Genomic DNA, 25,920 nt, shown 5'->3' with positions numbered 1-25,920 from the left:
AGCGCCGATCACCCCTGCTCGCCCCGCGCGACAGGCAGCAGGATCTGCAAAACCCGCTCCCGCATCTCGGGGGTGTCCTCCTCGACGGCGATCAGCGACAGGAACAGCGCCGCCCCGGCCCCGAGGACCAGGAGGGCGCGCGCATCCAGCAGGTCGTCCGACCCGGAGGACTCGGCGTACAGCGCGCTGCTCGGACCGCTGAAGCCCCGCCACAGCGTGTTACGCAGATCCTCCTGATCGCGCAACGTGGCGAGCAGTCCCGGCACCGCCTCCCGCACCTCAGGCCGGCGGAACAGCTCCGAACTCCCGGTCACCACCCACGTGATCCATCCCTCCCGATCGGCCCCCGCGAACGGGGTCAGGTCCGGGGTCACGCCCAGTACCGCGTCGAGCACGAGTTGCGCCTTCGAATCCCACCGACGGTCGATCGCCGCCCGGCTCACCCCGGCCTTCGCGGCGATCGCGCGCATGCTGAGCTGGTCGAATCCGACGTCGACCAGCAGCTCGCGAGCGGCCGCGAGCACCTCGGCATCGATCTGTGGGTCCCGCGGCCGACCCGATCCGGTTTTAGTCATTGCCCCGGATTCTCTTCCATGTCCGGCCTCGGGGCTATACCGTGTCCTATTACGAGGCCGGTGGCATCGTAATTCCGCGACGCAAGGATCCGACATGACCTCCCCGAACGAGACGCCCAGCACTACGCGCGTCTTCGAGCCCGCCCGGCTCGGCCCGCTGACCCTGCGCAACCGGATCATCAAGGCCGCCACATTCGAGGGCGTGATGCCGCGCGGGGCCGTCTCCGACGAGCTCATCGAGTTCCACCGAGCGGTGGCCGCGGGGGGAGCGGCGCTCACCACGGTGGCGTACTGCGCGGTGTCCGAGGGCGGCCGAGTGCACCGCAACACCCTGGTCCTCGACGAGTCGAGCCTGCCGGGCCTGACCAGGCTCACCGACGCCGTGCACGCCGAGGGAGCGTTGGCCGCCGCCCAGATCGGCCACGCCGGCCTGGTCGCCAACACGATGTCGAACAAGCGCCCGACCCTGGCTCCGTCCACCCGGATCAGTGCTCCCGCAATGGGTCTGGTGCGAGGCGCGACACCGGACCAGCTGGCGGCGGTGACCGCGGACTTCGAGCGCTCGGCGCGGGTCGCGGTCGAGGCCGGGTTCGATGCCATCGAGGTGCACCTCGGTCACAACTACCTGCTGAGCTCCTTCATGAGCCCCAATCTGAACAAGCGCAAGGACGGCTACGGTGGCAGCGTCGCGAACCGGGCCAGGTTCCCGCGCGAGGTGCTCGAACGAGTCCGGGCCGCCGCGGGGGACAGGGTCGCGGTGACCGCGAAGTTCAACATGTCCGACGGGGTACCGAAGGGACTGTGGCTCGACCAGAGCATGCAGATCGCCAAGCTACTCGAGTCCGACGGTCACCTCGACGCGTTGCAGCTGACCGGCGGTAGCTCACTCCTCAACGGCATGTACTTCTTCCGCGGCGAGGTTCCGATGGCGGAATTCGTTGCGTCGCAACCGAAGCTGGTCGGTCTCGGACTCAAGGTATACGGGCCGCACCTGTTCCCGACCTACCCGTTCGAGGAGGCCTTCTTCCTCCCGTTCGCCCGGCAGTTCCGAGAGATCCTGTCGATGCCGTTGATCCTGCTCGGCGGCATCAATCGGATGGACACCATCGTCGGCGCCCTCGACGAGGGGTTCGAGTTCGTCGCGATGGCGCGGGCACTGCTACGAGAACCCGATCTGGTCAACAGGTTTCGTGACGAGACGGCCACCGAGGGCCATTGCATCCACTGCAACAAGTGCATGCCGACCATCTACACGGGCACCCGCTGCGTGGTGCGCGAGGCGCAGCAGCTGATCGGCTGAGCGGGCCGTCAGGCCTCGACGATCTTGCAACCGTTGGAGTTGGCGGACTCGACGATCCACTTCGCACTCGTCGGATCGCTGGCGGCCATGGCGTTCGCCCGGTCGGCCTGCAGGTTGCAGTAGGCCTGATCGCCGGCGTTGTCAGGGGGGTTGCTCACGTACCGAGTGGCAGTCCCCGGTGCCTGCTCGGTGGTGGTGGGAGCGGGCGTCGACGGGGCCTGCTCGGTGCCGGACACAGACGCCACCGCCTCCGCCCCGGCGCTGCCGGCGGTGAGAACGATCGCGGCGATGGAGACGAGCACTGCGCGAGCTGCGGTGTGGAAAGGAATGACGGACCTCCGATGACCCTACGAGCGGGCTTCACGATCAGGATGCGCCCGAACAGGGGCTTCTGTACAGAGGTCACAGGGTGGAAATCGACGCGACGTCGGCGGGCGGGCGCGGACATGGAGGCGACGGCGGGCGGCCGGGTCGCCGGTCGGCGCATGCCCGAGGGGCGGCACGATTACGATGTCCGGCGTAGATCGTGACCGGCTGATGTACGGCCCGCAGCAGCGGACGCACAGGGCGAAGGGAGACCCGTTGCCCCGGATCACCGCGCCCACCGTCGCCGAACACCGGGAGGCTCAGGAGCGGGCGCTGCTCGACGCCGCCCGGGCCGTGCTCGCCGAGGGAGCAACCGAGATCCCCGGGTTTGCCGAGGTCGCCGCCAGGGCCGGGCTGGCCCGCTCGAGCATGTACCAATACTTCCGGTCCCGTCAGCACCTGCTCACCGCCCTGATCGAGGACGCCTTCCCGCGCTGGTCGGAGCGGGTCGAGGCCGCGATGGCCGAGGCAGGTGCCCCGGACCGGCGGGTGCTCGCCTATGTGCGCGCGAACCTCGATCTGGTAGCGGACGGCGAACACGCCATCGCCGCCGCAATCGCCTCGATCGCGCCCCGTGATGTGATCGCGGAGTCCAGCGCCGCGATGCACCGGCAGCTGATCGCCCCGCTGGCCGCCGCCCTCGCCGAACTCGGTGCGCAGGACCCCGCCGCCATGGCGGACCTGATCAACGCGGTGGTGCATGCCGCGACCCGTCAGCTGGAGAAGGGCGCCGACGTGGCCGCCGTCCGTCAGCGCACGGAGGAACTGATAGCGCCGTACGTCGAGCGTGCCGCCGCCCGCGGCGTACCCACGAACAGCGGGAACAACACCCCTTAGGCTGTTGTTGACGCACATAACGTCCACTACCTCGGAAGGCCCGCATGACTACTCCGACCTCCGTCCGCGACCTCATCATCGTCGGCTCCGGACCCGCCGGATACACGGCAGGTGTCTACGCCGCTCGAGCGGAGCTCGAACCCCTTCTCTTCGAGGGCACCCAGTTCGGTGGCGCCCTGATGACCACCACCGAGGTGGAGAACTTCCCAGGCTTCCGCGAGGGCATCATGGGCCCGGACCTGATGGACGAGATGCGTGAGCAGGCCAAGCGCTTCGGCGCGGACATCCGCACCGAGGACGTCGACGAGATCGATCTGGCCGGTCCGGTCAAGAAGGTCGTCGCGAACGGCGAGACCTACTACGCACACGCGGTCGTCCTCGCGATGGGCGCCGCGGCCCGCTACCTCGGCATCGAGGGGGAGGAGCGGCTGCTCGGCCGCGGCGTCAGCGCCTGCGCGACCTGCGACGGCTTCTTCTTCAAGGACCAGGACATCGTGGTCGTCGGCGGCGGCGACTCCGCGATGGAGGAGGCCACCTTCCTGACCCGGTTCGCCCGCTCGGTCACCCTGGTGCACCGACGCGAGGAGTTCCGCGCCTCCCGCATCATGCTCGAGCGCGCCAAGGCCAACGAGAAGATCCGCTTCGTCACCAACGCCGAGCCGGTCGAGGTCGTCGGCGAGAACAGCGTCACCGGCCTGGTCGTCCGCGACACCGTCACCGGCGAACAGTCGACGCTGCCCGTGACCGGCCTGTTCGTCGCGATCGGTCACGACCCGCGCAGCGAGCTGGTCAAGGGCCAGGTCGACATCGACGACGAGGGCTACGTCCGCGTGCAGTCCCCGACCACGGCGACCTCGCTCGAGGGTGTCTTCGCGGCAGGCGACCTGGTCGACCACACCTACCGCCAGGCCATCACCGCGGCCGGCACCGGCGCCTCCGCGGCGATCGACGCCGAGCGCTGGCTCGCCGAGCGCGGCGACATCACCGCGAACACCCTCGAGGCAGCCGGCGAGCCGGTCGCCGTCGAGGCGTGAGTCCCGAGTAGTCCGCGAGGCCTGACCGCCCGCACACCCCGACCAGCCACCCGAGGAGACAGACAATGTCCAACACGATCACCATCACCGACGACTCCTTCAAGCAGGACGTCCTCGATTCCGAGAAGCCGGTCCTCGTCGACTTCTGGGCGACCTGGTGCGGCCCCTGCAAGATGGTCGCCCCCGTCCTCGAGGAGATCGCGGGCGAGCACGGTGACAAGCTCACCGTCGCCAAGCTCGACATCGACGCGAACCCGGCCGCCGCGCGCGATTTCCAGGTCATGTCGATCCCCACGATGATCCTGTTCCAGGGCGGCAAGCCGGTGAAGCAGATCGTCGGAGCCAAGGGCAAGGCCGCCCTGCTCAAGGACCTGTCCGACGTCCTCTAGGTCACATCGCAGCCCCCGAGATTGACTGTTTCTCGGGGGCTTCTGCGACAATCGATCGACACGTGCGACGCGCGGCGCCTCGGTGCGCCGTCAGGAACTGACGAAAGGGCCGGGAAGAATGCATCGACTCCGTCACGGCGACCACGGTCCCGCCGTTGCTGAGGTTCGAGGCACCCTTTCCACGCTCGGCTTCCTGCACAACGGGGTGTCCGTCACCTCGCGTGAGGCGATCAACGGTTCGCAGTGGATCGCCCCCGACGCGGTGTTCGACCACCACCTCGACAGCGCCGTGCGGGCCTTCCAGCAGCAGCGTGGCCTGCTGGTCGACGGGGTGGTCGGCACCGCGACCTACCGGTCGCTCAAGGAGGCCTCGTACCGGCTCGGCGCTCGCACGCTGATCTACCAGCTGTCCGCGCCCCTGTACGGCGACGACGTGGCGGCGCTGCAGACCAAGCTGCAGGACCTCGGCTTCTACCCGGGCCGCGTCGACGGCTACTTCGGCCCGCAGACCCACGAGGGTCTGTCGTCGTTCCAGCGTGAGATCGGCATCGCCTCCGACGGCATCTGCGGCCCGCAGACGCTGCGGTCGCTCGATCTGCTCGGCACCCGGGTCACGGGCGGCTCGCCGCACGCCATCACCGAGGAGGAGCTGGTCCGCCGCTCCGGCCCGCAGCTCAGCGGCAAGCGCATCGTGATCGACCCCGACCTCGGCGGCGGCGAGACCGGCATCGTGCTCGACTCGGCGTTCGGTCCGATCACCGAGTCCGACATCCTCTGGGACCTGGCCAGCCGGCTCGAGGGCCGGATGGCGGCGACCGGCATGGAGACATTCCTGTCCCGCGCGCACGACCAGAACCCGTCGCCCGCCCAGCGCGCCGAGACGTCCAACACGTTCGAGGCGGACCTGATGATCTCGCTGCGGTGCTCGGCCAGCACCAGCCCGCACGCAAATGGCGTGGCCAGCTTCCACTTCGGGAACTCGCACGGTGCCACCTCGCGGATCGGACAGGTTCTCTCCAGCTTCATCCAGCGCGAGATCGTTGCCAGGACCTCGCTGCAGGACTGCCGGACCCACGGTCGCACCTGGGATCTGTTGCGGCTGACCAACATGCCGACCGTGCAGGTCGACATCGGTTATCTCACAAACGAATCCGATGTCGGCGTGCTCGCCAATCCGCGCAACCGTGACATCATCGCCGAGTCCATCCTGATCGCAGTGAAGCGCCTCTACCTGCTCGGGCAGGACGATCAGCCCACCGGCACGTTCACCTTCGCCGAACTGCTGGCCGAGGAGCTCTCGAAGGCCGACCAAGCCTAGGCGGCGCGCCTGAAGCCTTCAGATAGGCCATGCGAGCGACACCTCCACGGAAGAAATACGTTGTCATGCAATGGAGTTCGCCACTTCTGGCCGAAGATCTCGGCATCCGGTACGCGACAGGCTGTGCGTGGACGAGAAGTCGCTGATTCAGGCGATGTCACCCGGATCTCGTCGGCCACGATGACACGTTCCGTCAGTTCGATGGGGTTCCACTCAATGCTCATACGAGAGACCCCGCGACCTACGCCACCAATTGGCGAACACAGGCCGCGGGTCAATCTTCAGCTACGAGATGTGACTAGCAGTTCCCGATTTTCCACGCATTTCGGACGGCTCCTGGGCCATTTCCCACGCTGCCGAGACCCACAATCGCATTCGACCCTACGCAGCGCTGCTCGTCCTGCCAGATCGCGAGGTCGACGTTGATCCTGTGACCGATCAAATCACACGTGCGGTAGTAGGCGTAGACGGTGCCGAACTCCACCTTCGTGTAATAGCCGCACTGGATACCAGCGACGGGCGTCTCGCTGCTCCCCTGGGCAGCGGCCACGCTCGGCGTCGTGACCGCAAGTCCACCGCCAATACTCGCCGCCGCAACCGCCATCACTGCGGCACGCTTGAGCGAGCGAGACTTCAATACCGACATATAAATCAACCCCCACTGTCAGTGACATTCTCTACGTCCTCTTGCCGGGACTTTCCGTGGCAGGAACGCAATCTGGACGCCTGTCCAGACCAATTGGACGGTAGTCCAAATGAGCTCCGATCACAAGATCAACATCGCGGCTCTCCGGAATCACGGCCACGGTCATCACAGACCCATCGACCTAACTCTTGGTCTGCTGAAATTCGACTTTGCCGGACCCTCCATTCCTCCAGGCCACCAGGCTCCCCGTCCTCCGGCAAACCCTCATCGACACGCACACGACCGCCTCAGGTGCAAGTCGGTATCAAGAGACTCGGCCGCATCCCGACGGCGGCGGGCACCGCAATCTTGGCAGCCGCGAAAGTCGCAAGAACCGGACCGGGATGGGGTACGTCTATGGCGCCACACCGTCGACGACCATTCCCGCCTTGCCTGTTCCGAAATCCTCAGCGACGAATGCAAAGAGGCCGCCGCCGCTTACTGGCACCACGCCAACACCTTCGACCCCCAGATCACCGACAAACGGGTTCTTGCCGACAACGGAACCTGCAACCGGTCACAGGATTTCGCTGTTGTGCTCGGCGAAGTCGCCCACATACGGACCCGCCCATGTCGGCCGGAAACCAACGGTAAGGTCGAACGCTTCAACCGCGTTCGCGTCCAAAACATCCCGGGGAATTCATCCAGGGAGCCCGCCGCCACCATTCGTCGGCGACGCGCTCAGAGAACCCCGACGGTCGACTTCTGTTCCATGTCGGTCATCGTCAGCGACGCCACGGCGAGCAGCCGTTCCAACGCCGACTCCACGTCAGCCTTCCACCCGTGATCCCTGTCCAGTTCCAACCGCATTCGCGGGTACCGATGATGCGCGGCAACCACTTCGAATCCCATGTCGGTGAGGAACTCGGCATCGATCATGCAATCGGCAGGGGTGCATTCCTGGCCGCGCCGTCCGGCCACCGGATCGTCCTGCACATCGCGGATCCCGAAGGCCTCGAGGGCACGCACGCCACGGCGCACCAGATCGCCCACCACGGCCTGGATGAGACTCGGGCCCACCCCGTCCAGCTCTGCTGCCGGTTCGAGCCTCATCGTCGTCAGCAGGACCGCGTCCGGGCTGACGGGGGAGGTGGGGAAGAGCTTGGCACGCGGCACCACACCGGGCGGCGAGTAGAGCGCGCAGCCGGCGGGGGTCCCGTCGAGGGTGGCGACCTGACCGCAGGATCCCCACTCCAGCATGACCATCGACAGCCATGCTTCCTTCTCGAACTCGGGATCGGAGAAGTCGCGGGAGCTGCGAACGGCGGCCGGGTCCATCTCCCAGAAGACGCACCGCCGGGAATGACGGGGGAGTTGATCGAAACCGTCGAGGGTGAGCGGGCTGATGCGCATCGACACCCTGACTCCGCCTCCAAAACACCTACTGCGGAGGCTGTGAGCCCCCGCGTGACACGTTCTCTGACATCCAGGATAGGCGATCCGCGTCCGGCCGGCGCCGTTCACTGAACCAGATCCGAAAGCTACTTGTATGCAAGGGATTTCGATGGATCCGGAGTCAGACACCCGCGGCCCGGCGACCGTACTGTCACAGTGACGTATCGACCGCGGGTGTCTGTACCCGGAGAATCCGACCTATCCGGGCGTCTGGGACTCCATCATGTCGACGATCCGCTGGAGGTCCTCCACCGAGCCGAATTCGACGACGATCTTGCCCTTCCGCTTGCCCAGGCTCACCGTCACACGGGTGTCGAAAGAGGAGGAGAGCCGTTCCGCGACGTCCTGGAGACCGGGCATCTGAATCGGCTTGCGCTTGGCGGCGGGCGCCGGCACCGGCTCGCCCTCCCGGTTCGCGAGGGTGACGGCCTCCTCGGTGGCACGCACCGACAGGCCCTCCGCCACGATCCGGGCGGCCAGCTGTTCCTGCGCCTCCGGACCCGACTCGAGCGACAGCAACGCCCGGGCGTGGCCGGCCGAGAGCACCCCGGCGGCGACGCGGCGCTGCACGGGAATCGGCAGCTTCAGGAGCCGGATCATGTTCGTCACCACGGGGCGAGAGCGACCGATCCGGGTGGCCAGCTCGTCGTGGGTGACATTGAACTCCTCGAGGAGCTGCTGATAGGCAGCGGCCTCCTCGAGCGGGTTCAGCTGCACCCGGTGGATGTTCTCCAGCAGCGCGTCGCGGAGCATCGACCCGTCGTTCGTCTCCCGCACGATGGCGGGGATCCGCTCGAGCCCGGCCTCCTGGCTGGCCCGCCACCGGCGTTCGCCCATGACGAGCTGGTAGCGGTCGGCGGCGACCCGGCGGACCACGATGGGCTGCATCAGGCCGAACTCGCGGATCGAGTGGACGAGTTCGCCGAGGGCTTCCTCGTCGAAGACGTGGCGGGGCTGCTGGGGGTTCGGTTCGATCTGGGCAGCGGCGATCTCGCGGTACACAGCACCGACGGGGGAGAGGTCGGGTCCGTCCGCCACCTCCGCGCCGTCGACCGGCGGCGTGACCGCCGCATCGGTGGCCGGCGCCGTCACGGTGGCCGGCTCCGACTTCTCCTGCTTCGCCGGGGCCTCCTCCTTCACCGGCACCTCGGGCGCCTCCGGGGCCTCCGGTGCCTCGACGACCGGCGTCGGCTTCACCGCGATCGGCGCGGTCGCGTTGCCGATGATGACATCGGCGGCGGCGCTTCCGAGGCGCGGTCCCGCCTCCGGACCGGTGGGAATCAGCGCGGCGAGGCCCCGCCCGAGTCCGCCCTTGCTTCTCTGGCTCACTGCTGCTCCTGCGAGTTGATCGTTGCGGTCCGGGCTGCGAGTTCCCGCCCGGCATCGAGATAGCTCATTGCGCCCCGCGAACCCGGGTCGTAGTCGAGGACGGTCATCCCGAATCCGGGCGCCTCCGACACCTTCACGCTGCGTGGGATGACGGCGCGCAGGACCCTGTCACCGAAGTGCCTGCGCACCTCCTCCGCGACCTGATCCGCCAGCTTGGTGCGGCCGTCGTACATGGTCAGCAGCACGGTCGACACGTGCAGATCGGGGTTCAGATGGGACTGCACCAGCTCGATGTTGCGGAGCAGCTGTCCGACACCCTCGAGTGCGTAGTACTCGCACTGGATGGGGATCAGGACCTCGTTCGCAGCCACGAGGGCGTTGACCGTCAGCAGCCCGAGCGAGGGCGGGCAGTCGATCAGGATGAAGTCGGCATCGATGGCTGCGAGCGCCTTCTCAGAGAGCGCATTCTTCAACCGGCCCTCGCGCGCGACCATGGAGACCAGTTCGATCTCGGCGCCCGCTAGATCGATCGTTGCGGGGATGCAGAACAGGCCCTCGTGGTGCGGGCTCTGCTGGATGGCCTCGGCGGCGGTGACCTCACCGATCAGCAGCTCATAGCTCGACGGGGTGCCCGAGTGGTGCGGTACGCCCAGCGCGGTGCTGGCGTTGCCCTGCGGGTCGAGGTCGACGACGAGAACCCGCAGCCCCTGCACGGCCAGGGCCGAGGCCAGGTTCACCGCCGAGGTGGTCTTGCCGACCCCACCCTTCTGGTTCGCGATGGTGAGCATCCGACGAGTCTTCGGCCGGGGGAGGGTCACCGTGTGTGGGTGCAGAACCTGGCTGGCCCGTTGCGCTGCGGCACCGATCGGGGTGTCCAGCGAGGAGATGCCGGCGTACGCGGCGGCGGGGGCCGAATACGGGTTCTCTGTGTTGTCGGTGGTGGAACTCGAGGCGTCGTGATCTGTTTCACGTGAAACAGTTGATTCGGGTCCACCCGACATAGATTGCTCCTTCACTGGACTTGCCTGCTAGATCGTCGCATTCGCACACGAGCGCACGGTGACTCTGTCATCGGCGATGAGATCGCCGGGAGACTCGCTCCGCCCGAACCACAGTGGTCGGAGTGGGAAGAAGGTCGACACCGCACTCGACGATCTCTAGCTTGCCAGCACCGATGCGGGTTAGGGAAGCGCGATCCCGGGAAATCTCCTCGGCCGCACTGGAACCCTTCATGGCGAGCATCCGACCACCCTCGTGAATCAACGGAATCGACCACCGCGCAAGCTTCTCCAGGGGTGCGACCGCGCGCGAGGTGACGACATCGGCGCCCCCAACCTCCTTGATCACGCCCGGCTGCTCCGCGCGTCCGCGCACGACGAGGATGTCCAGCCCGACCGATTCGGCGAACTCGGCAAGATAGACCGATCGTCGCAGGAGCGGCTCGACGAGGGTGACCTTGAGATCGGGGCGCGCAATAGCGAGGGGGATACCGGGGAGTCCGGCGCCGCTGCCGACATCCACCACCGACTCACCCTCCTCGATCAGCTCGCCGATCACCGCACAGTTGAGCAGGTGTCGCTCCCACAGCCGGGGGACCTCCCGCGGTCCGATCAGGCCGCGCTCTACGCCATCGGTCGCGAGCGAAAGACGATACTTCTCGGCGAGTTCGAGGCGGTCTCCGAAGAGCGTGCGAGCGGCGTCGGGCAGGTCCTCGGACTCGATGTGTTCCACGTGAAACATCCTCCCGTGACGCCCGCAATTCCCCAAACCCTGACGGTGTGATTCTGCACCGCATCGGGCGCGAAGGCCGGTTCACGCGCCGCCGGAAGTGAAGGTGCCTCATTCGGATCAGCCTGGATCGTGGCGGTGCGCCGAATGGGGATTCGGGCGGCGGCCCAGGGGCGCCCCGGACCGGAACCACCGACGGGCGCACGGCAACCCCGGGCGGGGCTTGCAGGGAAGCGAACGACGATCGCCCCTATCCGGAGACCGGGGGAGGGGAGGGGCACCCGGGCCCACCCGCCGACGATCACGCACCCGCCGTCATCTCGCCCCGACGGGATCGACGCCGACACGGCAGCCACGAGGCTTCCCGATCCCTCGCATGACCGACGAACCTGACACCGACCCGGAATCGGGTTCCGCGTCGGCGGGTGGCCGGCGTCGGGTAACGGACGGGCACGGCGTCTCGACCGCGCGATACCCGGCGGTCGAGCACGGAACCGAGGCGGGGACGCCCTGATCGTCGAACCGATTCGCGGTTCGACGCAGCGAATGCGATCCGCGGGTCGCATCCCGACGATGGTGTCGGGCGGGCTGGGGAAGCGAGGGCGTATCGCGTCTTCCGTTCCACTCCGCTGGACCCGTTCGAATGTTTCACGTGAATCCGGAGATCGCCCCCGCCGGGCACACGCCGGGCATTGCGCGAACAACCCGGTGCTGCGGGTCCGCCCGAATCGGGTGGAGCAGTACGGTCCTTCGCCCCTCCACCGGGGAAGGTTCCTGCCTTCGGCGGATTCACGTGAAACATCCGAGTACCCGGGTGCCACGTCACTCGACGCGGGCACCCGCGAAACACGACCTCCGGTGCTGCCGGTTCCTAGCCATTTGTTCGCCTGCCCGTGTTCAGCAGCGCCCGTCACTTTCCGCCGGGGGTCTGACTATCCTGCCGGGCCCGGAGGACTCCCTGGGGCGAATCCGTGCGTCCAGAACCGAGCAGTCCCGGTGCTGAACACCAGGGGTACGCCGGCCGTGCTGGGATTCACGTGAAACATCAGATCGACCGCGTCGGGGCCGAGGGCTGGGACACCGCTGCTTTGGGTCACCGCGAACGTCCCCGCAGCTCCCGATTCTGCGTTCGACCCGATCCGCCACCCTGGGCGCGCACGACCGCGATCACATCGGCGGTTGATGGCCGCTCGCCGTCGCCGAGGTCTGTTGTCGGCGAGCACGTGCCGCCGCACGACCTCCGCGCACTCGTGGTCGGATCGACTCGACAATCGACAGTCGCCACCGTGCGAACGGATCGCTCGTCGTTGCCCGCCCTGGCGGCCAGTTTCCCATCCGATTCGGGACGGAGGGATTCACGTGAAACATCCACAACACGACGGGTACCGGGTCAGCGACATCCCAGCGCGGGACGCCCGTGCGAAGTTCGCTCGACCCGACCCTCCACCGAGGGCGATGCCCGCGGCGGACCGCTCCGCGTCGACGCCCGCCGCGGCCGGTGTCACAGCAGTCCGGAGGGTTCCCGACCGAGGCGACCGCGAGCGCGATGGCATCTACGGTGCAGAGCCGCGGTGGGGAGCCCATCTCGCTTCGTGGCGTGGCGGGCCACGGCAGGCCGCGTCCGCGTTCGACGCCCGCCTCCGGCGCCAACTGGCTCGCGGGCTCGACCTCGATGTTTCACGTGAATCCGATCCATACGCAGCCGGGTCTCCACGGAATCGACATCTCGCCCGGAACCCGATCACCGACTCCGCGCCGTGTCGGGAACGATCGCGGGCAGTCGTGTTCCATTCACGGCGCAACGGCGCCGCGGGGGGACAACTGCTGGGGATGATTCCCGGTGCCCGCATTCTGTCCGCGACCGACGGGGCTCCGCCGCCCTCGAACCCCCCCCTTCGGTCGCGCGATCCTCGCCTTGCGATCGGACACGCTCCGCATCGACGGGTGAGGCGGACGAGGATTCCCATCCCGACCGGTCCCGGACGAGGCCAGAGTCACTGCGCCCACGGTCGGCTGCGATCGGGTGCGCCCGTTCGGCACCGCGAACGACACAGCTGTCCCGCATCGCGGGGGAGGGGAGTGGTTCCCGCGGCGGGCGATGGAACGCATCCCGGGCGATCCCCGGTCCTACGGGCGTCCGACCGAGAGAACTGCTCCGCCCGGCGGCGGGCCCGACACCGGGGGCCAGGCGCCACCTCCCGGTGGGGGAGGGGAGGGGTCCGCAGCAGAACCGACGCGCGGTGTGAGCGCCGAAACCCGATCGGGCACCTCCGCGTTTCACGTGAAACGGCCGGCGGTCCGGCCACGGAACACGGCGCGCTCGAGGCACGGAATGGACCCTGCGCCGGCCATCTCATCGCCGCGCAGCCGATCCGCGGCACGCCCTGGACCACGGGGAACGCAATCCACCAACAGATTGATCCACCGAGTGTGGATAACTTGCGACACCTCGAACATGCGGGGTCGGCAAGACCGAATGACCAGACCACCGTCCGCCGCATCGAGGGGCGAAGGATGTACCCGCGCGCACGGCACGACACCGCCGCCGCACCACCGGGAGGACCCGACGCCGAGGATCGGGTTCAGCACCGAACGGGTCCGGGATGTCCAACGGGGAGAAGCGACAGACGCAGGCACTGTTGAGGAGATTCGTCAGTGTGACGAAAGGGCCGTGGTGGCCGAGACGTGGGATGGGAACCCGAAATTCGACCGTGCATGCCGACCATCGCCCACCTCCGGTTGGCCGACGACAGGGGACACGCACGAGACCGACATCGGTGTCAGGTAAAGCTTGACAGACTCCTTCCATCGATGTCAGGATTCACCTGACAACACGGACCTACTGGGGAAGGCGGAACACGAATGAGCGATCTCATCGACAGGGCGGTCACGGCGGACGTGAGGGTCGCCTCCGAGGCGGTGGTCGCAGCAGGCATCCTGGAGGCCGGTCGCCAGGCCGACCTCATCGTGGGGACCGGTCCACTTCCGGGATCCGACGAGTGGCTGGCGGAGGAGGGGACCGACATCCCCACCGAGCGGCAGCTCGCGTGGCAACTCGTCTGCCTCCGCATCCAGCTGGGCGCCGGAATCGATTCGGTCGAGACGGTCATGAGCCTGCGGCGCAGCGGGGCGACGTGGGCCACCATCGGGCGCGCGACGGGGATGACGCGCCAGTCCGCGCACGAGCGGTGGGGGAGGCAGGTCGCCGCGATCCTCGATCCCTACGGGGCCGGTATGCCGCCCGCCGTCCCGGATGATGATCCGGTGGCACCCTAGGGGATTCGGGCGCTCAGGCCGCACCTGGAGGCCGGAAACGATGGTGGGCCCCCGCTCGGAAGCGGGGGCCCACCATCTTCAGGCCGCATCCATCGATGCGGACCGATCAATCCTTGAGAACGACCACGCGGCGCGAGGGCTCGGCGCCCTCGCTCTCGCTGGAGACGCCGTCGATCTTGGCGATGGCGTCGTGCACGATCTTGCGCTCGAACGGGGTCATCGGCGACAGCGACTCCGGCTCGCCCGACTCCAGCACCCGCTTCGCCGCCGCAACGCCGATCTCACTGAGCTCGGTGCGACGGCCCGCACGCCAGCCCGCGATGTCGAGCATCAGCCGGCTACGCTCGCCGGTCACCTGCTGCACGGCCAGGCGGGTCAGTTCCTGCAGGGCGTCGAGGACCTCGCCCTTGCGCCCCACCAGCTTCGACAAGTCGTCACCGCCGTCGATGCTGACCATCGCGCGGTCACCCTCGACGTCGAGATCGATGTCGCCATCGAAGTCGAGGACATCGAGCAGCTGCTCGAGGTAGTCGCCCGCGATCTCGCCCTCCTCGATCAGCTCGTCCTCGGCATCGACTGCTTCCGACTCCACGACCTCGGTCTCGGTCTCGACCACCACATCCGACACGACCTCGTCTACCCCGTCCTGTCCGATTTCCGGATCATTCGCCATCGTCGTCTACTTTCCTTGAATCAGCGCTTGCGCTTGGGCTTGGAGGTCTTGCCGCGATTACCTTGCGGGCGCGCCCCCGGCTTCGGGGCCTGGCCGGGGGCCGCGGCGGTACCGCTACCCGCATCGGCCTCATCTGCCGGCTCGGTTTCGGGGGAGGACTCGGCCACGGGCGCGGCCTTACGCTTCTTCGCCTGGTCCGGTCGTGCGCCGGGCTTCGGTGCGTTGTCGGCGCGACGTTCGAGCGCGGCCTTCTTCTTCTCCTCTTCCTCCGCATCGATGCGACGGAAGACGAGGTGCTGCTGCGCGTAGGTCCAGATGTTGTTGGCCACCCAGTACAGCAGGATGGCGATCATCAGGAACGGACCACCGACGAGCACACCGAGCGGGAAGACCCACAGCGCAAGCTTGTTCATGATCGCGGACTGCGGGTTGGCCGCGGCCGCCTCACTCTGCCGGGCAACCGAGGCGCGCGAGTTGAAGTGCGTGGCGATGGACGCGATGACCATCAGGGGGATCGCGACGGCCGCGATGTTCAGCACGGTCGGGACGGTGCCGTACTGACCAAACGTCTCGAGCTGGGCCTGGGGAGTGGTGATCGCCACCGAGATCGGGGCGCCGAACAGTCGTGCCTCGAGGAACGACTGGACGTCGGCCGGGCTGAAGAAGTAGTTCGCGGTGTTGGCGTTGTCCTCGACAGACAGGCCGAGCTGCCCGTAACCGGTGCCGGTGCGGTTGAAGGAGCGGAGCACGTGGAACAGACCGATGAACACCGGGGCCTGCAGCAGCACCGGGAGGCAACCCATGATCGGGTTGAAGCCGTGTTCCTTCTGCAGCTTCTGCATCTCCAGCGCCATCCGCTGGCGATCCTTGGAGTACTTCTTCTGCAGCGCCTTGATCTGCGGCTGCAGCTCCTGCATCTGGCGGGTGGTGCGAACCTGCTTGACGAAGGGCTTGTACAGGATGGCACGCAGCGTGAACACGAGGAACATGACGGACAGCGCCCACGTGATGCCGCTGTTCGGCCCCAGGAACGGGATCGCGCCGAACACCTTGTGCCAGACCCACAGGATCCCGGACACCGGATAGTAGATGAAGTCGAGCACGGCTCTATGTACTCCTCTGTTCGTCCACTTCGATCAGACAGTGGGGTTGCTTGCCAGTATCTCTACCGGATCGCGCGGCTCCGACGGTCGCAAGGGTTTCCTCACGACGGGTCCTGCGCGGCGGAACGGGATCCCAGCCTCCAGGGTGCCAGGGCGCGCATTTGAGAAGGCGCACCGTGGTCAGTCCGAGGCCGATCACGACTCCGCGCTCACGCAGGGCGTCGACGGCGTACTCGCTGCAGGTGGGGGTGAACCGGCAGGTCGGCAGGCGCAGGGGCGACACATAGCTGCGATAGAGCTCGATGACGAAGATGAGTGTTCGCGCGGGGGCACGCCGCGCCGCCGTCCACCAGGACGGGGGGCCACCAGAAGCTTCGGTCATACCGAATTACCCACGCTGACAAGAAGATTGAGTTTCCGAAGACCGGACCTCAGCTGCCGGTCCAGGTCCGCGGAGGACGCGGTCGCGGCGCCGGGAAGCGCACGGATCACCACGTTGACGCCCTCGGGCATCTCGTGCACGAGGCCCGCACAGATATGACGAAGCCGGCGTGCGACTCGATGTCGAATCACCGCCGGCCCGACAGCCTTGCTTACCACCAGTCCGAATCGCGGACCCGGGTCACTCACCAGTGCATCAGCATTCGCCCCGGCGAGAGCGTGGACAACCACATCTCGCCGGGCCGCCCGCTGACCTCGCCGAACGGTGGACGCGAAGTCCGCCTTCCGACGCAACCGGTGCGGCTCAGGTAGCACCCCGAGCTCCCGAAGTCTGGATCAGGCGGTGAGGGAAGCGCGGCCCTTTTGGCGACGCGCAGAAACGATGGCGCGCCCGGCACGGGTACGCATACGGAGACGGAAGCCGTGAACACGCGCGCGGCGTCGGTTGTTCGGCTGGAACGTCCGCTTGCCCTTGGCCACGGTGAACACTCCTCATAGATAATCGGCGCCGTTCGACGCCATCTGTAACTGAAAATTGGTGGTCCCCGGCGACGAAATCCCGGCGGATACCCAGCAGACCGAGATGGCCAGCAAGCAACCGCCACCTCGACTTCGGGTGACTGTACGAGGGTACGCAGCGCCGGACGCAAGGTCAAACCCGGACGCCCAGGGACACGCCACGCCCCCGAGGATGCTTGTGTTCGACCGCCGAGTGTGCCGCCGACCCACCCGCTCGACTCGCAACCGTCACGGCCTGGCCATGTAAGCCAGCTAACACCCGCGATCGTGTGAATCCACCCGGACGCCGACCCCCGACCGGACGACAGGATCGGCCGCTTGCCGCCATCGTCGCAGGTGAGGTACGTGCAGTTCAAGATCAACCGCGCAGGGGGCGCCCTCTACTCACAGCCCTGTGCTTTATCCACATCTGTGGATAATTGTGTGGAATTACAGATCAGGTGGCATATTCGTAGCTCTGTGCGGGGAAGTTATCCCCAGGGTGGGAGAGCTCGGCCAACATCGTTGTGAGCCCTGTGCGACTCCCTCCCACACCGATGTGGGGAGGGACGACTTGACCGAGGAAGCAATCACCCTGGAACAGGTCTGGGTGGATGTGCTCACCGAGTTGACGTCGGATGAACCCCCCGAAGGCGGGCCGCAGCTGACCAAGGCGCAGAAGGCCATGCTGGCATTGGTGCGCCCGCTGACCCTGGCACAGGGATTCGCTCTGCTGTCGGTCCCGTCTTCCTTCGTCCAGGAGGCGATCGAGCGGGACCTGCGCGAACCGATCCTGCAGGCGCTCAACCGGCATATTTCCGCCGGCGTCGAGGGACTCGGTGTCCGCATCGCGCCCCCGTCCGCCGACCCGGTCGACTCGGCTGCTGCCACGCCCGCATCCCCCGCGCCCGCGGTCGCCGAGGAGGTGGCGGGCGAGCCGTCCGCCTCCAGCGTGCAGACATTCCGCCGCAGGCGCCTGAGCGCGGCGGAGTCCGAGCCGTCCGATTCCGAGACGCTGGACTACGAGGAGTTCGACGAGGACCGCGAGGCGATCGCGAGCGTGAACGAATCGTGGCCGTCGTACTTCACCAAGCCGCCCGCCGACGCCCCAGCCGCCTCCGGCGGCAACAGCCTCAACGCGAAGTACACCTTCGACACCTTCGTCATCGGCGCGTCGAACCGATTCGCCCACGCCGCAGCGGTCGCCATCGCCGAGGCGCCCGCCCGTGCCTACAACCCGCTGTTCGTCTGGGGTGCCTCGGGTCTGGGCAAGACCCACCTGCTGCACGCCGCCGGTCACTATGCGCAGCGGCTGTTCCCCGGGATGCGGGTGAAATACGTCTCCACCGAGGAATTCACGAACGACTTCATCAACAGCCTCCGTGACGACCGCAAGGTCGCCTTCAAGCGCCGGTACCGCGAGACCGACGTGCTGCTGGTCGACGACATCCAGTTCATCGAGGGCAAGGAGGGTATCCAGGAGGAGTTCTTCCACACCTTCAACACCCTCCACAACGCGAACAAGCAGATCGTCGTCTCCTCGGACCGCCCGCCGAAGCAGCTGGCGACACTCGAAGACCGGCTCCGGACCCGGTTCGAGTGGGGCCTGATCACCGATGTCCAGCCGCCCGAGCTCGAGACGCGCATCGCGATCCTCAGCAAGAAGGCCCGGATGGACCGCCTCGACGTGCCGCACGACGTCCTCGAGCTGATCGCCAGCCGGATCGAGCGCAACATCCGCGAACTCGAGGGCGCGCTCATCCGTGTCACCGCGTTCGCGTCGCTGAACCGGCAACCGCTCGACCTGACCCTGGCCGAGGTGGTCCTGCGCGACCTGATGCCGGATTCGACGAGTCTCGAGATCAACGCGGCGACCATCATGGCGGTGACCGCCGAGTACTTCACCATCAGCATCGAGGACCTGTGCGGTCCCGGCAAGGCCCGCCCGCTCGCACAGGCCCGGCAGATCGCGATGTACCTGTGCCGCGAGCTGACCGACCTCTCGCTGCCGAAGATCGGTCAGACGTTCGGCCGCGACCACACCACGGTGATGTACGCGGACAAGAAGATCCGCAAGGAGATGACCGAACGCCGGAAGGTATACGACCAGGTCCAGGAGCTGACGGCCCGGGTCAAGCAGCGTTCCAAGCGCTGACGCTCATCCCTGACGCGATCCCGCCACGTGCGGAACCGGACTACCCGCGCGGCACCAGCAGGTAGTCCGGCCGCGGAACAGGTAGTGCACTACGCGTGCGTCCCGCCCCCACGATGACGACCATCGTTATAGGTGGGGCGTGCGCCGCAGGGGGTCGCACGCCCCACACCTTTATCGCCGGCTCCGTGTCACCTGGGCAACTCCGTGTCGTCACCGGAATGACAGCCCTCCACCCAACCGGTAATTCACCCGACTCGGTGCGATCGACACTTCCCGTTGCCACGTTCGCGCACCCGCCGAGTCCGCGACTCGCCGATATTTGTGATCTTCACGAAAACTACTCACACCTGTGGACAAACATGTGGACAACCCCGTGAACCTGTGGATGAAGCGGGACCGAGTCGTGAACAACAAATTCTCATCCACAGCGGACCCCGATCTGTCCACGTTTCGTGCCTGCGCTGATCCCCACGGCGCCACACCGGCGGACCAGCGGATTACACGCTTCGTCCACAGAATCCACAGTGCCTATTACTACTGCTGATCTCTACTTGTAATTCGCTCTTTGAAAACAGGTCCTGTGGACCACGACTGCTCACACCCGACCGAACAGGCCGGCCGGGCCCGGTTCCGGCGCGGCTTTCGGCTTTCAACTTCGCCGCGAAGGGCATACGGTGTGCTTCTGCCGTGTCACACTGCTGGCATCCGCAGATATCCATGCCTACGGAGAGGATCAGCCGAGCGATGGAGCTTGGAAGTATGAAGTTTCGTGTCGCTCGGGAGGATTTCGCGGATTCCGTCGCATGGGTGGCGCGCAGCCTTCCGTCCAGGCCTCCGGTACCGGTTCTCGGTGGTGTCCTGATCGCGGCCGACGATCAGGGCCTGACGATCTCCGGATTCGACTACGAAGTTTCCGCGCAGGTACGGATCTCCGCCGAGGTCTCCGTTCCAGGAAAATCCCTGGTTTCCGGAAAGCTGCTCGCAGACATCACCCGCTCGCTGCCCGCGAAGCCGGTCGACGTCACCGTTGACGGCACCCGAGTTCTCATTTCCTGTGGCAGCGCCAAGTTCTCGCTGCCCACGATGCCCGTCGAGGACTACCCCCAGCTGCCAGAACTCCCACAGCAGACCGGATCGTTGCCCGTCGATGTGTTCTCCGAGGCCATCAGCCAGGTCGCGATCGCCGCGGGCAAAGACGACACCCTGCCCATGCTGACCGGCATCCGAGTCGAGATCGAGGGCACCAACGTGGTGCTCGCGGCGACCGACAGGTTCCGTCTTGCGGTCCGGCAGATCGAGTGGACCCCGGCAAACCCCGATACGTCCGCAGCCGTGCTGATCCCGGCGAAAACCCTCTCCGAGTCCGCAAAAACCCTTGGTGGAGTGTCGAGTTCGCCCGTTGAGCTGGCATTCGGCGTCGGTTCCTCGGTCGGTTCCGAGGGTCTGCTCGGCATCGTCGGTGAGGGCAGGCGCACCACCACCCGCCTACTCGACGCCGAGTTCCCGAAGTTCCGCCAGCTATTGCCGACGGAACACACCGCCATCGCCACGGTCGAGGTGACACCGCTGGTCGAGGCGATCAAGCGTGTGTCCCTCGTCGCCGAGCGTGGTGCCCAGGTCCGGATGCAGTTCTCCGCGGACGGGCTGCTGCTCGCCGCCGGTGGTGACGACGCTGGCCGCGCCGAGGAGGCGCTCGAGGCGCAGTTCCTGGGCGAACCCCTCACCATCGCCTTCAACCCCGGATACCTGATCGACGGACTCGGTTCGCTGCACACCGAGCGGGTCTCGTTCGGGTTCACCACCCCCAGCAGGCCCGCCGTGCTGCGACCGGCCCCCGAAGAGGAGCCGGTGCCGGGTGAATCCGGCACGTTCGCGGCACCCGAAACCGACTACACCTACTTGTTGATGCCCGTTCGCCTGCCCGGCTGACCCCGGGAAGGCCGCCGTAGCAGTACCGACCGCGAGTGAAGGGACACCGAACAATGCAGCTGGGACTGGTCGGGCTGGGCAAGATGGGTTTCAACATGCGCGATCGACTGCGCGCGCACGGTCACGAGGTGATCGGTTACGACCCCCGTCCCGAGGTGACCGACGTCGAGTCGTTGGCCGCATTGGCCGGCGCGCTGCAGGCACCCAGGGTGGTCTGGGTGATGGTTCCCTCCGGCACGGTGACCCGCGAGACCATCACCGCGCTGGCAACCGTCCTCGATGCGGGCGACCTGGTGGTCGACGGCGGCAATTCCCGCTTCACCGAAGACAAGATCCATGCCGATTTGCTGGCCGAACACGGCATCGGCTACCTCGATTGTGGTGTGTCCGGTGGCATTTGGGGTCTGGAGAACGGATACGGCCTGATGGTCGGCGGCTCGGACGAGGACGTCGCCCGGGTGATGCCTATCTTCGATGCCCTCCGTCCCGAGGGTGAGCGGGCCGATGGATTCGTGCACGCGGGACCCGTCGGCGCCGGGCACTACTCGAAGATGATCCACAACGGCATCGAGTACGGCCTGATGCACGCCTATGCCGAGGGCTTCGAACTTCTCGAGGCCGAGGACCTGGTCACCGATGTGCACGGTGTCCTACGGGCCTGGACCAAGGGCACCGTCGTCCGATCCTGGTTGCTCGATCTCCTGGTCAAGGCGCTGGATGAAGACCCCGATTTCGCCGAAATCTCTGGCTACACAGAGGATTCCGGCGAAGGTCGCTGGACCGTCGAGGAAGCCATCAACCATGCCGTTCCTGCCCCGGTGATCTCCGCGGCGCTGTTCGCCCGGTTCGCCTCGCGGCAGTCGGACTCGCCCGCGATGAAGGCCGTCTCGGCGCTGCGCAACCAGTTCGGTGGTCACGCGGTACAGCGGGTGTCGGAATCCGGATAGGTGTTCGTTCGTAAGTTCACGCTCCGGGATTTCCGTTCCTGGGACGCCATCGCGCTGGAACCCGGACCCGGGGTGACCCTGTTCGTCGGGCCGAACGGGCACGGCAAGACCAACCTGCTCGAGGCCCTCGGGTACCTGTCCTCGCTGTCCTCGCACCGCGTCTCCACCGATGCTCCGCTCATCCGGGCGGGCGCGACCCAGGCACAGATCGGCGCGGTGGTCGTCAACGACGGCCGCGAGCTGGCGATCGATCTCGAGATCAACGACGGCCGGGCCAACCGCGCGCGGATGAACGGGTCGCCGGTGCGACGGCCGCGCGAGATCCTCGGCGTCCTGCGGAGCGTGCTGTTCGCTCCCGAGGATCTGTCCATGGTGCGGGGCGACCCTGGGGATCGGCGCCGCTATCTCGACGAACTGCTCTGCTCCCGGCTGCCGCGGATGGCCGCGGTCAAGGCGGACTACGAGAAGGTGCTGCGACAGCGATCCGCCCTGCTCAAGACCGCGGGCGGCGCGCTGCGGCGCGGTACCCGATCGACCGACGGCGCGAGTGCCCTTGCCACCCTTGATGTTTGGGACGGGCACCTCGCTGCGCACGGGGCGGAACTGCTGGCCGGCCGGTTGCGGTTGGTCGCCGAGTTGGGCCCGCACGTCGCGAGCTCCTATCGCGGCATCGCCCCGGAGTCCCGTCCGGCCTCGATCCGATACCGGAGCAGCCTCGGCGACTCGATGCCGCCCGAGCTCGTCGATTCGGGCCACCACTGGATCAGGGACGACGTCGAGTTGCTCGAGGCGAGCTTTCTCAACGAGCTGGCCGTGTCGAGGCAGCGCGAGATCGATCGCGGGGTGTGTCTGGTCGGGCCGCACCGCGACGACCTCGAGCTCCATCTCGGTGATCAGCCGGCCAAGGGCTTCGCCAGTCACGGCGAGTCCTGGTCGTTCGCGCTGTCGCTGCGGCTCGCGGCGTTCACGTTGTTGCGCGCCGACGGCGCCGATCCGGTGCTCATGCTCGACGACGTCTTCGCCGAACTCGACCGCACCCGGCGGACCGCGCTGGCTGCGGTGGCGGCGGACGCGGAACAGGTGCTCATCACCGCGGCCGTCGCGGAGGACGTGCCCGCGGAACTCGATGCGCGGCGGTTCGGCATCGAGGCGGTCAGCACCGCCGCCGGGAGAATCTCACGACTCGTGTGAGTCTCCCCCTATCATCGACGGACGAACGGAGGCGAGCACGGATGACAGACGAGTCGACCCCGGCCGGGGGTTCGGAACCGGCGCAGCCCACGAGCGCCGAACCGATGCCCGAGCTGCGCGGAATCGACCTCGCCCGACGGGCGCTGGAAGAGGCGCGCGCGGCCGCGAAGGCCAGCGGGAAGTCCGTCGGACAGGGCAGGTCGTCGCCGAAGCCCCGGCTGCGTGCTGGCACCGGTCGACGAGGCTGGTCGGGCGCGGGCCCGGACGGACGGGATCCGCAGCCGTTCGGGGCGTTGACGGGGCTGGTCGCGAAGAATCGGGGCTGGTCGCCGCGGGTGGCCGAGGGCACGGTCCTCGGCCGTTGGCCGCAGGTCGTCGGTGAGGACATCTCGGCGCATGCCGAACCGGTCTCGTTGCGTGAGGGCGTGCTGAGCATCTCCGCCGAGTCGACCGCCTGGGCCACCCAGCTGCGGATGCTGCAGTCCCAGATCCTGGCGAAGATCGCCGCGGCGGTCGGCGACGGGATCGTGACGAGCCTGCGGATCACCGGGCCGAGCGCTCCGAGCTGGCGCAAGGGGGAACGGCACATCAAGGGCCGCGGGCCGCGGGACACCTACGGCTGATCGACCCCTAGATGTAGGTATAACTCCGTGTTACGGTTACTTCGCCATACAGTGAATGACCCGTGTCACAGGCATCCCGGGATCGGGTGCCGGAGGAGATTCCGATGTCCATCGAGAGCGCGCACGTCACCGCCGTCACCGAGCCGGATCACATCCTTTTGCAGGCCCGTGATGTGGAATTCGACTGGTCCGACCTGCCGATGCACTGGATCCCCGGGGATCCGTTCACCACCCACGTCTTCAACGTGTTGCACCTGCTGCTGCCCGCGGGCGAGGACTGGTTCGTCGAGACGTTCAAGGAAGCGCTGCCGCTGATCGAGGACGAGAAGCTGCGGGACGACGTCGCCGGTTTCATCGGCCAGGAGGCCATGCACTCGCAGTCGCATGCGGGCGTCCTGGAGCACCTCAAGAAGCAGGGTCTCGATCCGACCCCCTTCACCACCCAGATGGAATGGGTCTTCTTCCGGTTGCTCGGACCGCGACCGTTCACGGCCGGGCGCAAGGAGAACTACCTGATCGAGCGCCTCGCCCTGATCGCTGCGATCGAACACATCACCGCATTCCTCGGCGACTGGGTGCTCAACGCCAAGGGCCTGGACCGGGCGAACCCGCACCCGACCATGCTCGACCTGCTGCGCTGGCACGGGTCGGAGGAGGTCGAGCACCGCAGCGTCGCCTACGACCTGATGCGCTACTTCGACAAGCGCGAATCCCGACGAATCCGCACCCAGCTCGTGGCCACCCCGGCGATCGTGTACCTCTGGGTTCGGGGCACCCGGTTCCTGATGGCGAACGACCCCGAGCTCGCCCAGTGGGCGCCGCACCGGCGCAAGCCGCACCTCTCCGACTACCTGGCCGCAGGCAGGCGCGGTGTCCTGCCAGGGCCAAGGGAACTCGCTGTGCGGATGGGCCGCTACTTCAGCCGCTCGTACCACCCGTCCCAGGAGGGATCCACCGCGCAGGCCGTCGCCTACCTCGCCTCCTCGCCCGCCGCCCAGGCCGGCGCCCGGTAGCGCCGAGATGACGACGATGAGCGCGGAACGGGCACGCAGCATCGAGGGCAGGCCGCGGGACCTGCGCGGACGCGACCGCAACGACCGGGTGATGTCGGTCCTCGGCTCGTTCGTGGAGCGCTACCTCGCGGCGGTCGCCCGATTCGACTACAAGCCGGAGCACGCCGGCCACAACCCGGACACCGCGATGACGCTGGTGGTCTCCGACCGGACGATCGTGGCCAAGGACGAGAACGTCGCGGCGCTGACCTTTGCCGCACCGGACGGCGCCGAGCTGCCGGCATGGCAGCCCGGCTGCCACCTGGACTTCCACCTCCCGTCGGGGCGGCGCAGGCAGTACTCGCTGTGCGGGGACCCGGCGGACCGGTCCCACTACCGCATCGCGGTGCGGTCGATCCCGGACGGCGGCGGTGGCTCGATCGAGATGCACGGCCTGCAGCCGGGGACCACGGTGACCGTCCGCGGGCCCCGCAACGGGTTCCCGTTCGTCGGTGAGGGAAAGGCGCTGTTCATCGCGGGCGGCATCGGGATCACGCCGATCCTGGCCATGGTGCGGGCCGCTCGCGCGACCGGGATGGACTGGCAGTTCGTGTACTCCGGACGTTCCCGGGAGTCGATGCCTTTCCTGGACGAGATCGAATCATGGGAACCGGCACGGGTTTTCGTACGTCCCGATGACGAGTACGGGCTCCCGACCGAGGAGGACCTGCTGGGCCGTGCGGCCGTGGGCGGGGCCGTCTACTGCTGCGGACCGACCCCGATGCTCGAGACCGTGCGCCGGGCCTTCGCGGACAGCCCCGCGACCTCGCTGCATTTCGAGAGGTTCGGTGCGCCACCGGTTTTGGATGGATCCGAGTTCGAGGTCCAGCTCGCGAGCACGGGCGAGGTGCTCACCGTGCCCGCCGACGAGTCCGCCCTGTCGGTGATCAAGGAGCGGCTGCCCGGTGTCGGGTACTCGTGCCAGCAGGGATTCTGTGGAACCTGCAAGGTCCGGGTCATCTCGGGCGAACCGGAGCATCGCGAGACCCGTCTGACCGACGAGGAGCGCGAGGATTCGATGCTGATCTGCGTGTCCCGATCGACCGGGTCCGAGCCCCTGGTCCTCGACCTTTGAC

At 67.3% G+C, this 25,920-nt stretch carries 26 protein-coding genes and 1 pseudogene; 15 read left to right on the top strand and 12 right to left on the bottom strand.

The genetic code is table 11. From position 1 onward, the window contains the following. Positions 1–8: 8 nt before the first annotated feature. Positions 9–575, bottom strand: coding sequence for a TetR family transcriptional regulator (locus ACWFRB_RS05360; RefSeq protein WP_452639367.1), 567 nt, complete (start codon positions 573–575; stop codon positions 9–11). Between the two features lie 94 nt (positions 576–669). Here ACWFRB_RS05360 and nox point away from each other — a divergent pair, with 94 nt between their 5' ends. Further along, entirely contained in the window at positions 670–1,875 is a 1,206-nt protein-coding gene (gene nox, locus ACWFRB_RS05355; protein ID WP_452639365.1) for a 4,4'-dithiodibutanoate disulfide reductase, read from the top strand. An 8-nt stretch (positions 1,876–1,883) separates the two neighbouring features. On the opposite strand, the gene ACWFRB_RS05350 is transcribed toward nox, so the two are convergent. Further along, the gene (locus ACWFRB_RS05350; RefSeq protein ID WP_452639364.1) at positions 1,884–2,177 is read right to left on the bottom strand and encodes a hypothetical protein; all 294 of its coding nucleotides are present in this window, start codon (positions 2,175–2,177) and stop codon (positions 1,884–1,886) included. Between the two features lie 280 nt (positions 2,178–2,457). On the opposite strand from ACWFRB_RS05350, the gene ACWFRB_RS05345 reads away from it, so the two are divergent. The 4 genes from ACWFRB_RS05345 (at position 2,458) to ACWFRB_RS05330 (ending at position 5,819) form a co-directional block, all read left to right on the top strand. After that, positions 2,458–3,078, top strand: coding sequence for a TetR/AcrR family transcriptional regulator (locus ACWFRB_RS05345; protein ID WP_452639414.1), 621 nt, complete (start codon positions 2,458–2,460; stop codon positions 3,076–3,078). A gap of 44 nt (positions 3,079–3,122) precedes the next feature. Then, positions 3,123–4,112, top strand: coding sequence for a thioredoxin-disulfide reductase (gene trxB / locus ACWFRB_RS05340; RefSeq protein WP_452639362.1), 990 nt, complete (start codon positions 3,123–3,125; stop codon positions 4,110–4,112). Positions 4,113–4,177: 65 nt separating this feature from the next. Continuing rightward, positions 4,178–4,501 (top strand): thioredoxin, encoded by a 324-nt coding sequence (gene trxA, locus ACWFRB_RS05335; RefSeq protein ID WP_072753054.1) that lies wholly within the window; start codon positions 4,178–4,180, stop codon positions 4,499–4,501. Between the two features lie 118 nt (positions 4,502–4,619). Continuing rightward, the gene (locus ACWFRB_RS05330) at positions 4,620–5,819 is read left to right on the top strand and encodes an N-acetylmuramoyl-L-alanine amidase (RefSeq protein ID WP_452639360.1); all 1,200 of its coding nucleotides are present in this window, start codon (positions 4,620–4,622) and stop codon (positions 5,817–5,819) included. Positions 5,820–6,117: 298 nt separating this feature from the next. Here the strand turns inward: ACWFRB_RS05330 and ACWFRB_RS05325 are convergent, their stop codons facing one another. Then, on the bottom strand, positions 6,118–6,465 hold the full coding sequence (locus ACWFRB_RS05325) for a DUF6355 family natural product biosynthesis protein (protein ID WP_452639359.1): 348 nt from the start codon (positions 6,463–6,465) through the stop codon (positions 6,118–6,120). A 291-nt stretch (positions 6,466–6,756) separates the two neighbouring features. Between ACWFRB_RS05325 and ACWFRB_RS05320 the strand changes: the two are divergent. Next, positions 6,757–7,117 (top strand): annotated as a pseudogene (locus ACWFRB_RS05320) (IS481 family transposase); the annotation flags it as partial. A gap of 68 nt (positions 7,118–7,185) precedes the next feature. Here ACWFRB_RS05320 and ACWFRB_RS05315 read toward each other — a convergent pair. The 4 genes from ACWFRB_RS05315 to rsmG form a co-directional block, all read right to left on the bottom strand. Next, a complete protein-coding gene (locus tag ACWFRB_RS05315) occupies positions 7,186–7,863 on the bottom strand; it encodes a GNAT family N-acetyltransferase (protein WP_452639357.1) in 678 nt (225 codons plus the stop codon). A gap of 234 nt (positions 7,864–8,097) precedes the next feature. Then, entirely contained in the window at positions 8,098–9,228 is a 1,131-nt protein-coding gene (locus tag ACWFRB_RS05310) for a ParB/RepB/Spo0J family partition protein (RefSeq protein WP_452639356.1), read from the bottom strand. Next, positions 9,225–10,229, bottom strand: a complete 1,005-nt coding sequence (locus ACWFRB_RS05305; RefSeq protein ID WP_452639354.1) for a ParA family protein — start codon at positions 10,227–10,229, stop codon at positions 9,225–9,227. Before ACWFRB_RS05305 ends, ACWFRB_RS05310 begins: the two co-directional genes overlap by 4 nt. A gap of 67 nt (positions 10,230–10,296) precedes the next feature. After that, positions 10,297–10,968: a 16S rRNA (guanine(527)-N(7))-methyltransferase RsmG gene (gene rsmG / locus ACWFRB_RS05300; RefSeq protein WP_452639352.1), complete on the bottom strand. Its 672-nt coding sequence runs from the start codon at positions 10,966–10,968 to the stop codon at positions 10,297–10,299. Positions 10,969–11,332: 364 nt separating this feature from the next. Between rsmG and ACWFRB_RS05295 the strand changes: the two genes are divergently transcribed. Both ACWFRB_RS05295 and ACWFRB_RS05290 read left to right on the top strand, forming a co-directional pair. Next, positions 11,333–11,470: a hypothetical protein gene (locus ACWFRB_RS05295; RefSeq protein WP_452639351.1), complete on the top strand. Its 138-nt coding sequence runs from the start codon at positions 11,333–11,335 to the stop codon at positions 11,468–11,470. A gap of 2,348 nt (positions 11,471–13,818) precedes the next feature. Then, positions 13,819–14,232: a hypothetical protein gene (locus tag ACWFRB_RS05290; RefSeq protein WP_452639349.1), complete on the top strand. Its 414-nt coding sequence runs from the start codon at positions 13,819–13,821 to the stop codon at positions 14,230–14,232. 106 nt (positions 14,233–14,338) lie between these two features. Here the strand turns inward: ACWFRB_RS05290 and ACWFRB_RS05285 are convergent, their stop codons facing one another. The 5 genes from ACWFRB_RS05285 to rpmH are packed head-to-tail and all read right to left on the bottom strand — an operon-like array spanning position 14,339 to position 16,929. Further along, positions 14,339–14,905, bottom strand: a complete 567-nt coding sequence (locus tag ACWFRB_RS05285; RefSeq protein WP_452639348.1) for a Jag family protein — start codon at positions 14,903–14,905, stop codon at positions 14,339–14,341. Positions 14,906–14,925: 20 nt separating this feature from the next. Further along, a complete protein-coding gene (gene yidC, locus ACWFRB_RS05280; protein WP_452639346.1) occupies positions 14,926–16,008 on the bottom strand; it encodes a membrane protein insertase YidC in 1,083 nt (360 codons plus the stop codon). Positions 16,009–16,012: 4 nt separating this feature from the next. Further along, positions 16,013–16,390, bottom strand: a complete 378-nt coding sequence (gene yidD, locus ACWFRB_RS05275) for a membrane protein insertion efficiency factor YidD (RefSeq protein WP_452639345.1) — start codon at positions 16,388–16,390, stop codon at positions 16,013–16,015. Next, the gene (rnpA, locus tag ACWFRB_RS05270; RefSeq protein ID WP_077039933.1) at positions 16,387–16,764 is read right to left on the bottom strand and encodes a ribonuclease P protein component; all 378 of its coding nucleotides are present in this window, start codon (positions 16,762–16,764) and stop codon (positions 16,387–16,389) included. Before rnpA ends, yidD begins: the two co-directional genes overlap by 4 nt. A 21-nt stretch (positions 16,765–16,785) precedes the next feature. Continuing rightward, positions 16,786–16,929, bottom strand: coding sequence for a 50S ribosomal protein L34 (gene rpmH / locus ACWFRB_RS05265; protein ID WP_072754329.1), 144 nt, complete (start codon positions 16,927–16,929; stop codon positions 16,786–16,788). A 592-nt stretch (positions 16,930–17,521) separates the two neighbouring features. Here rpmH and dnaA point away from each other — a divergent pair. The 7 genes from dnaA (at position 17,522) to ACWFRB_RS05230 (ending at position 25,919) form a co-directional block, all read left to right on the top strand. Then, complete coding sequence (gene dnaA, locus ACWFRB_RS05260; RefSeq protein ID WP_452639344.1) at positions 17,522–19,102, top strand: chromosomal replication initiator protein DnaA; 1,581 nt, start codon at positions 17,522–17,524, stop codon at positions 19,100–19,102. A 744-nt stretch (positions 19,103–19,846) separates the two neighbouring features. Then, positions 19,847–21,031: a DNA polymerase III subunit beta gene (dnaN, locus tag ACWFRB_RS05255; RefSeq protein WP_077043344.1), complete on the top strand. Its 1,185-nt coding sequence runs from the start codon at positions 19,847–19,849 to the stop codon at positions 21,029–21,031. 53 nt (positions 21,032–21,084) lie between these two features. Continuing rightward, positions 21,085–21,978, top strand: a complete 894-nt coding sequence (gene gnd / locus ACWFRB_RS05250) for a phosphogluconate dehydrogenase (NAD(+)-dependent, decarboxylating) (RefSeq protein WP_452639343.1) — start codon at positions 21,085–21,087, stop codon at positions 21,976–21,978. Beyond that, positions 21,979–23,169 (top strand): DNA replication/repair protein RecF, encoded by a 1,191-nt coding sequence (recF, locus tag ACWFRB_RS05245; RefSeq protein ID WP_452639342.1) that lies wholly within the window; start codon positions 21,979–21,981, stop codon positions 23,167–23,169. It begins immediately after the preceding gene. Between the two features lie 41 nt (positions 23,170–23,210). Next, complete coding sequence (locus tag ACWFRB_RS05240) at positions 23,211–23,792, top strand: DUF721 family protein (RefSeq protein WP_452639340.1); 582 nt, start codon at positions 23,211–23,213, stop codon at positions 23,790–23,792. 104 nt (positions 23,793–23,896) lie between these two features. Continuing rightward, entirely contained in the window at positions 23,897–24,805 is a 909-nt protein-coding gene (locus ACWFRB_RS05235; RefSeq protein WP_452639338.1) for a metal-dependent hydrolase, read from the top strand. A 7-nt stretch (positions 24,806–24,812) separates the two neighbouring features. Then, on the top strand, positions 24,813–25,919 hold the full coding sequence (locus ACWFRB_RS05230; RefSeq protein ID WP_452639336.1) for a PDR/VanB family oxidoreductase: 1,107 nt from the start codon (positions 24,813–24,815) through the stop codon (positions 25,917–25,919). Position 25,920: the final 1 nt, after the last annotated feature.

It is taken from the genome of Rhodococcus sp. NPDC055112 (assembly GCF_053607505.1).
Note: the sequence above shows the minus strand (reverse complement) of the source record. Positions and strands in the feature narration are given on the sequence as shown.

Excerpts from the sequence above, each read along its gene's own strand:
- ACWFRB_RS05290 (WP_452639349.1), top strand. The coding sequence starts at position 13,819 with ATGAGCGATCTCATCGACAGGGCGGTCACGGCGGACGTGAGGGTCGCC.
- nox (WP_452639365.1), top strand. The coding sequence starts at position 670 with ATGACCTCCCCGAACGAGACGCCCAGCACTACGCGCGTCTTCGAGCCC.
- ACWFRB_RS05330 (WP_452639360.1), top strand. The coding sequence starts at position 4,620 with ATGCATCGACTCCGTCACGGCGACCACGGTCCCGCCGTTGCTGAGGTT.
- ACWFRB_RS05285 (WP_452639348.1), bottom strand. The coding sequence starts at position 14,905 with ATGGCGAATGATCCGGAAATCGGACAGGACGGGGTAGACGAGGTCGTG.
- yidD (WP_452639345.1), bottom strand. The coding sequence starts at position 16,390 with ATGACCGAAGCTTCTGGTGGCCCCCCGTCCTGGTGGACGGCGGCGCGG.
- rsmG (WP_452639352.1), bottom strand. The coding sequence starts at position 10,968 with ATGTTTCACGTGGAACACATCGAGTCCGAGGACCTGCCCGACGCCGCT.
- ACWFRB_RS05230 (WP_452639336.1), top strand. The coding sequence starts at position 24,813 with ATGACGACGATGAGCGCGGAACGGGCACGCAGCATCGAGGGCAGGCCG.
- ACWFRB_RS05360 (WP_452639367.1), bottom strand. The coding sequence starts at position 575 with ATGACTAAAACCGGATCGGGTCGGCCGCGGGACCCACAGATCGATGCC.
- trxB (WP_452639362.1), top strand. The coding sequence starts at position 3,123 with ATGACTACTCCGACCTCCGTCCGCGACCTCATCATCGTCGGCTCCGGA.
- ACWFRB_RS05305 (WP_452639354.1), bottom strand. The coding sequence starts at position 10,229 with ATGTCGGGTGGACCCGAATCAACTGTTTCACGTGAAACAGATCACGAC.
- ACWFRB_RS05325 (WP_452639359.1), bottom strand. The coding sequence starts at position 6,465 with ATGTCGGTATTGAAGTCTCGCTCGCTCAAGCGTGCCGCAGTGATGGCG.
- dnaN (WP_077043344.1), top strand. The coding sequence starts at position 19,847 with ATGGAGCTTGGAAGTATGAAGTTTCGTGTCGCTCGGGAGGATTTCGCG.
- ACWFRB_RS05240 (WP_452639340.1), top strand. The coding sequence starts at position 23,211 with ATGACAGACGAGTCGACCCCGGCCGGGGGTTCGGAACCGGCGCAGCCC.
- gnd (WP_452639343.1), top strand. The coding sequence starts at position 21,085 with ATGCAGCTGGGACTGGTCGGGCTGGGCAAGATGGGTTTCAACATGCGC.
- ACWFRB_RS05295 (WP_452639351.1), top strand. The coding sequence starts at position 11,333 with ATGACCGACGAACCTGACACCGACCCGGAATCGGGTTCCGCGTCGGCG.
- ACWFRB_RS05235 (WP_452639338.1), top strand. The coding sequence starts at position 23,897 with ATGTCCATCGAGAGCGCGCACGTCACCGCCGTCACCGAGCCGGATCAC.
- trxA (WP_072753054.1), top strand. The coding sequence starts at position 4,178 with ATGTCCAACACGATCACCATCACCGACGACTCCTTCAAGCAGGACGTC.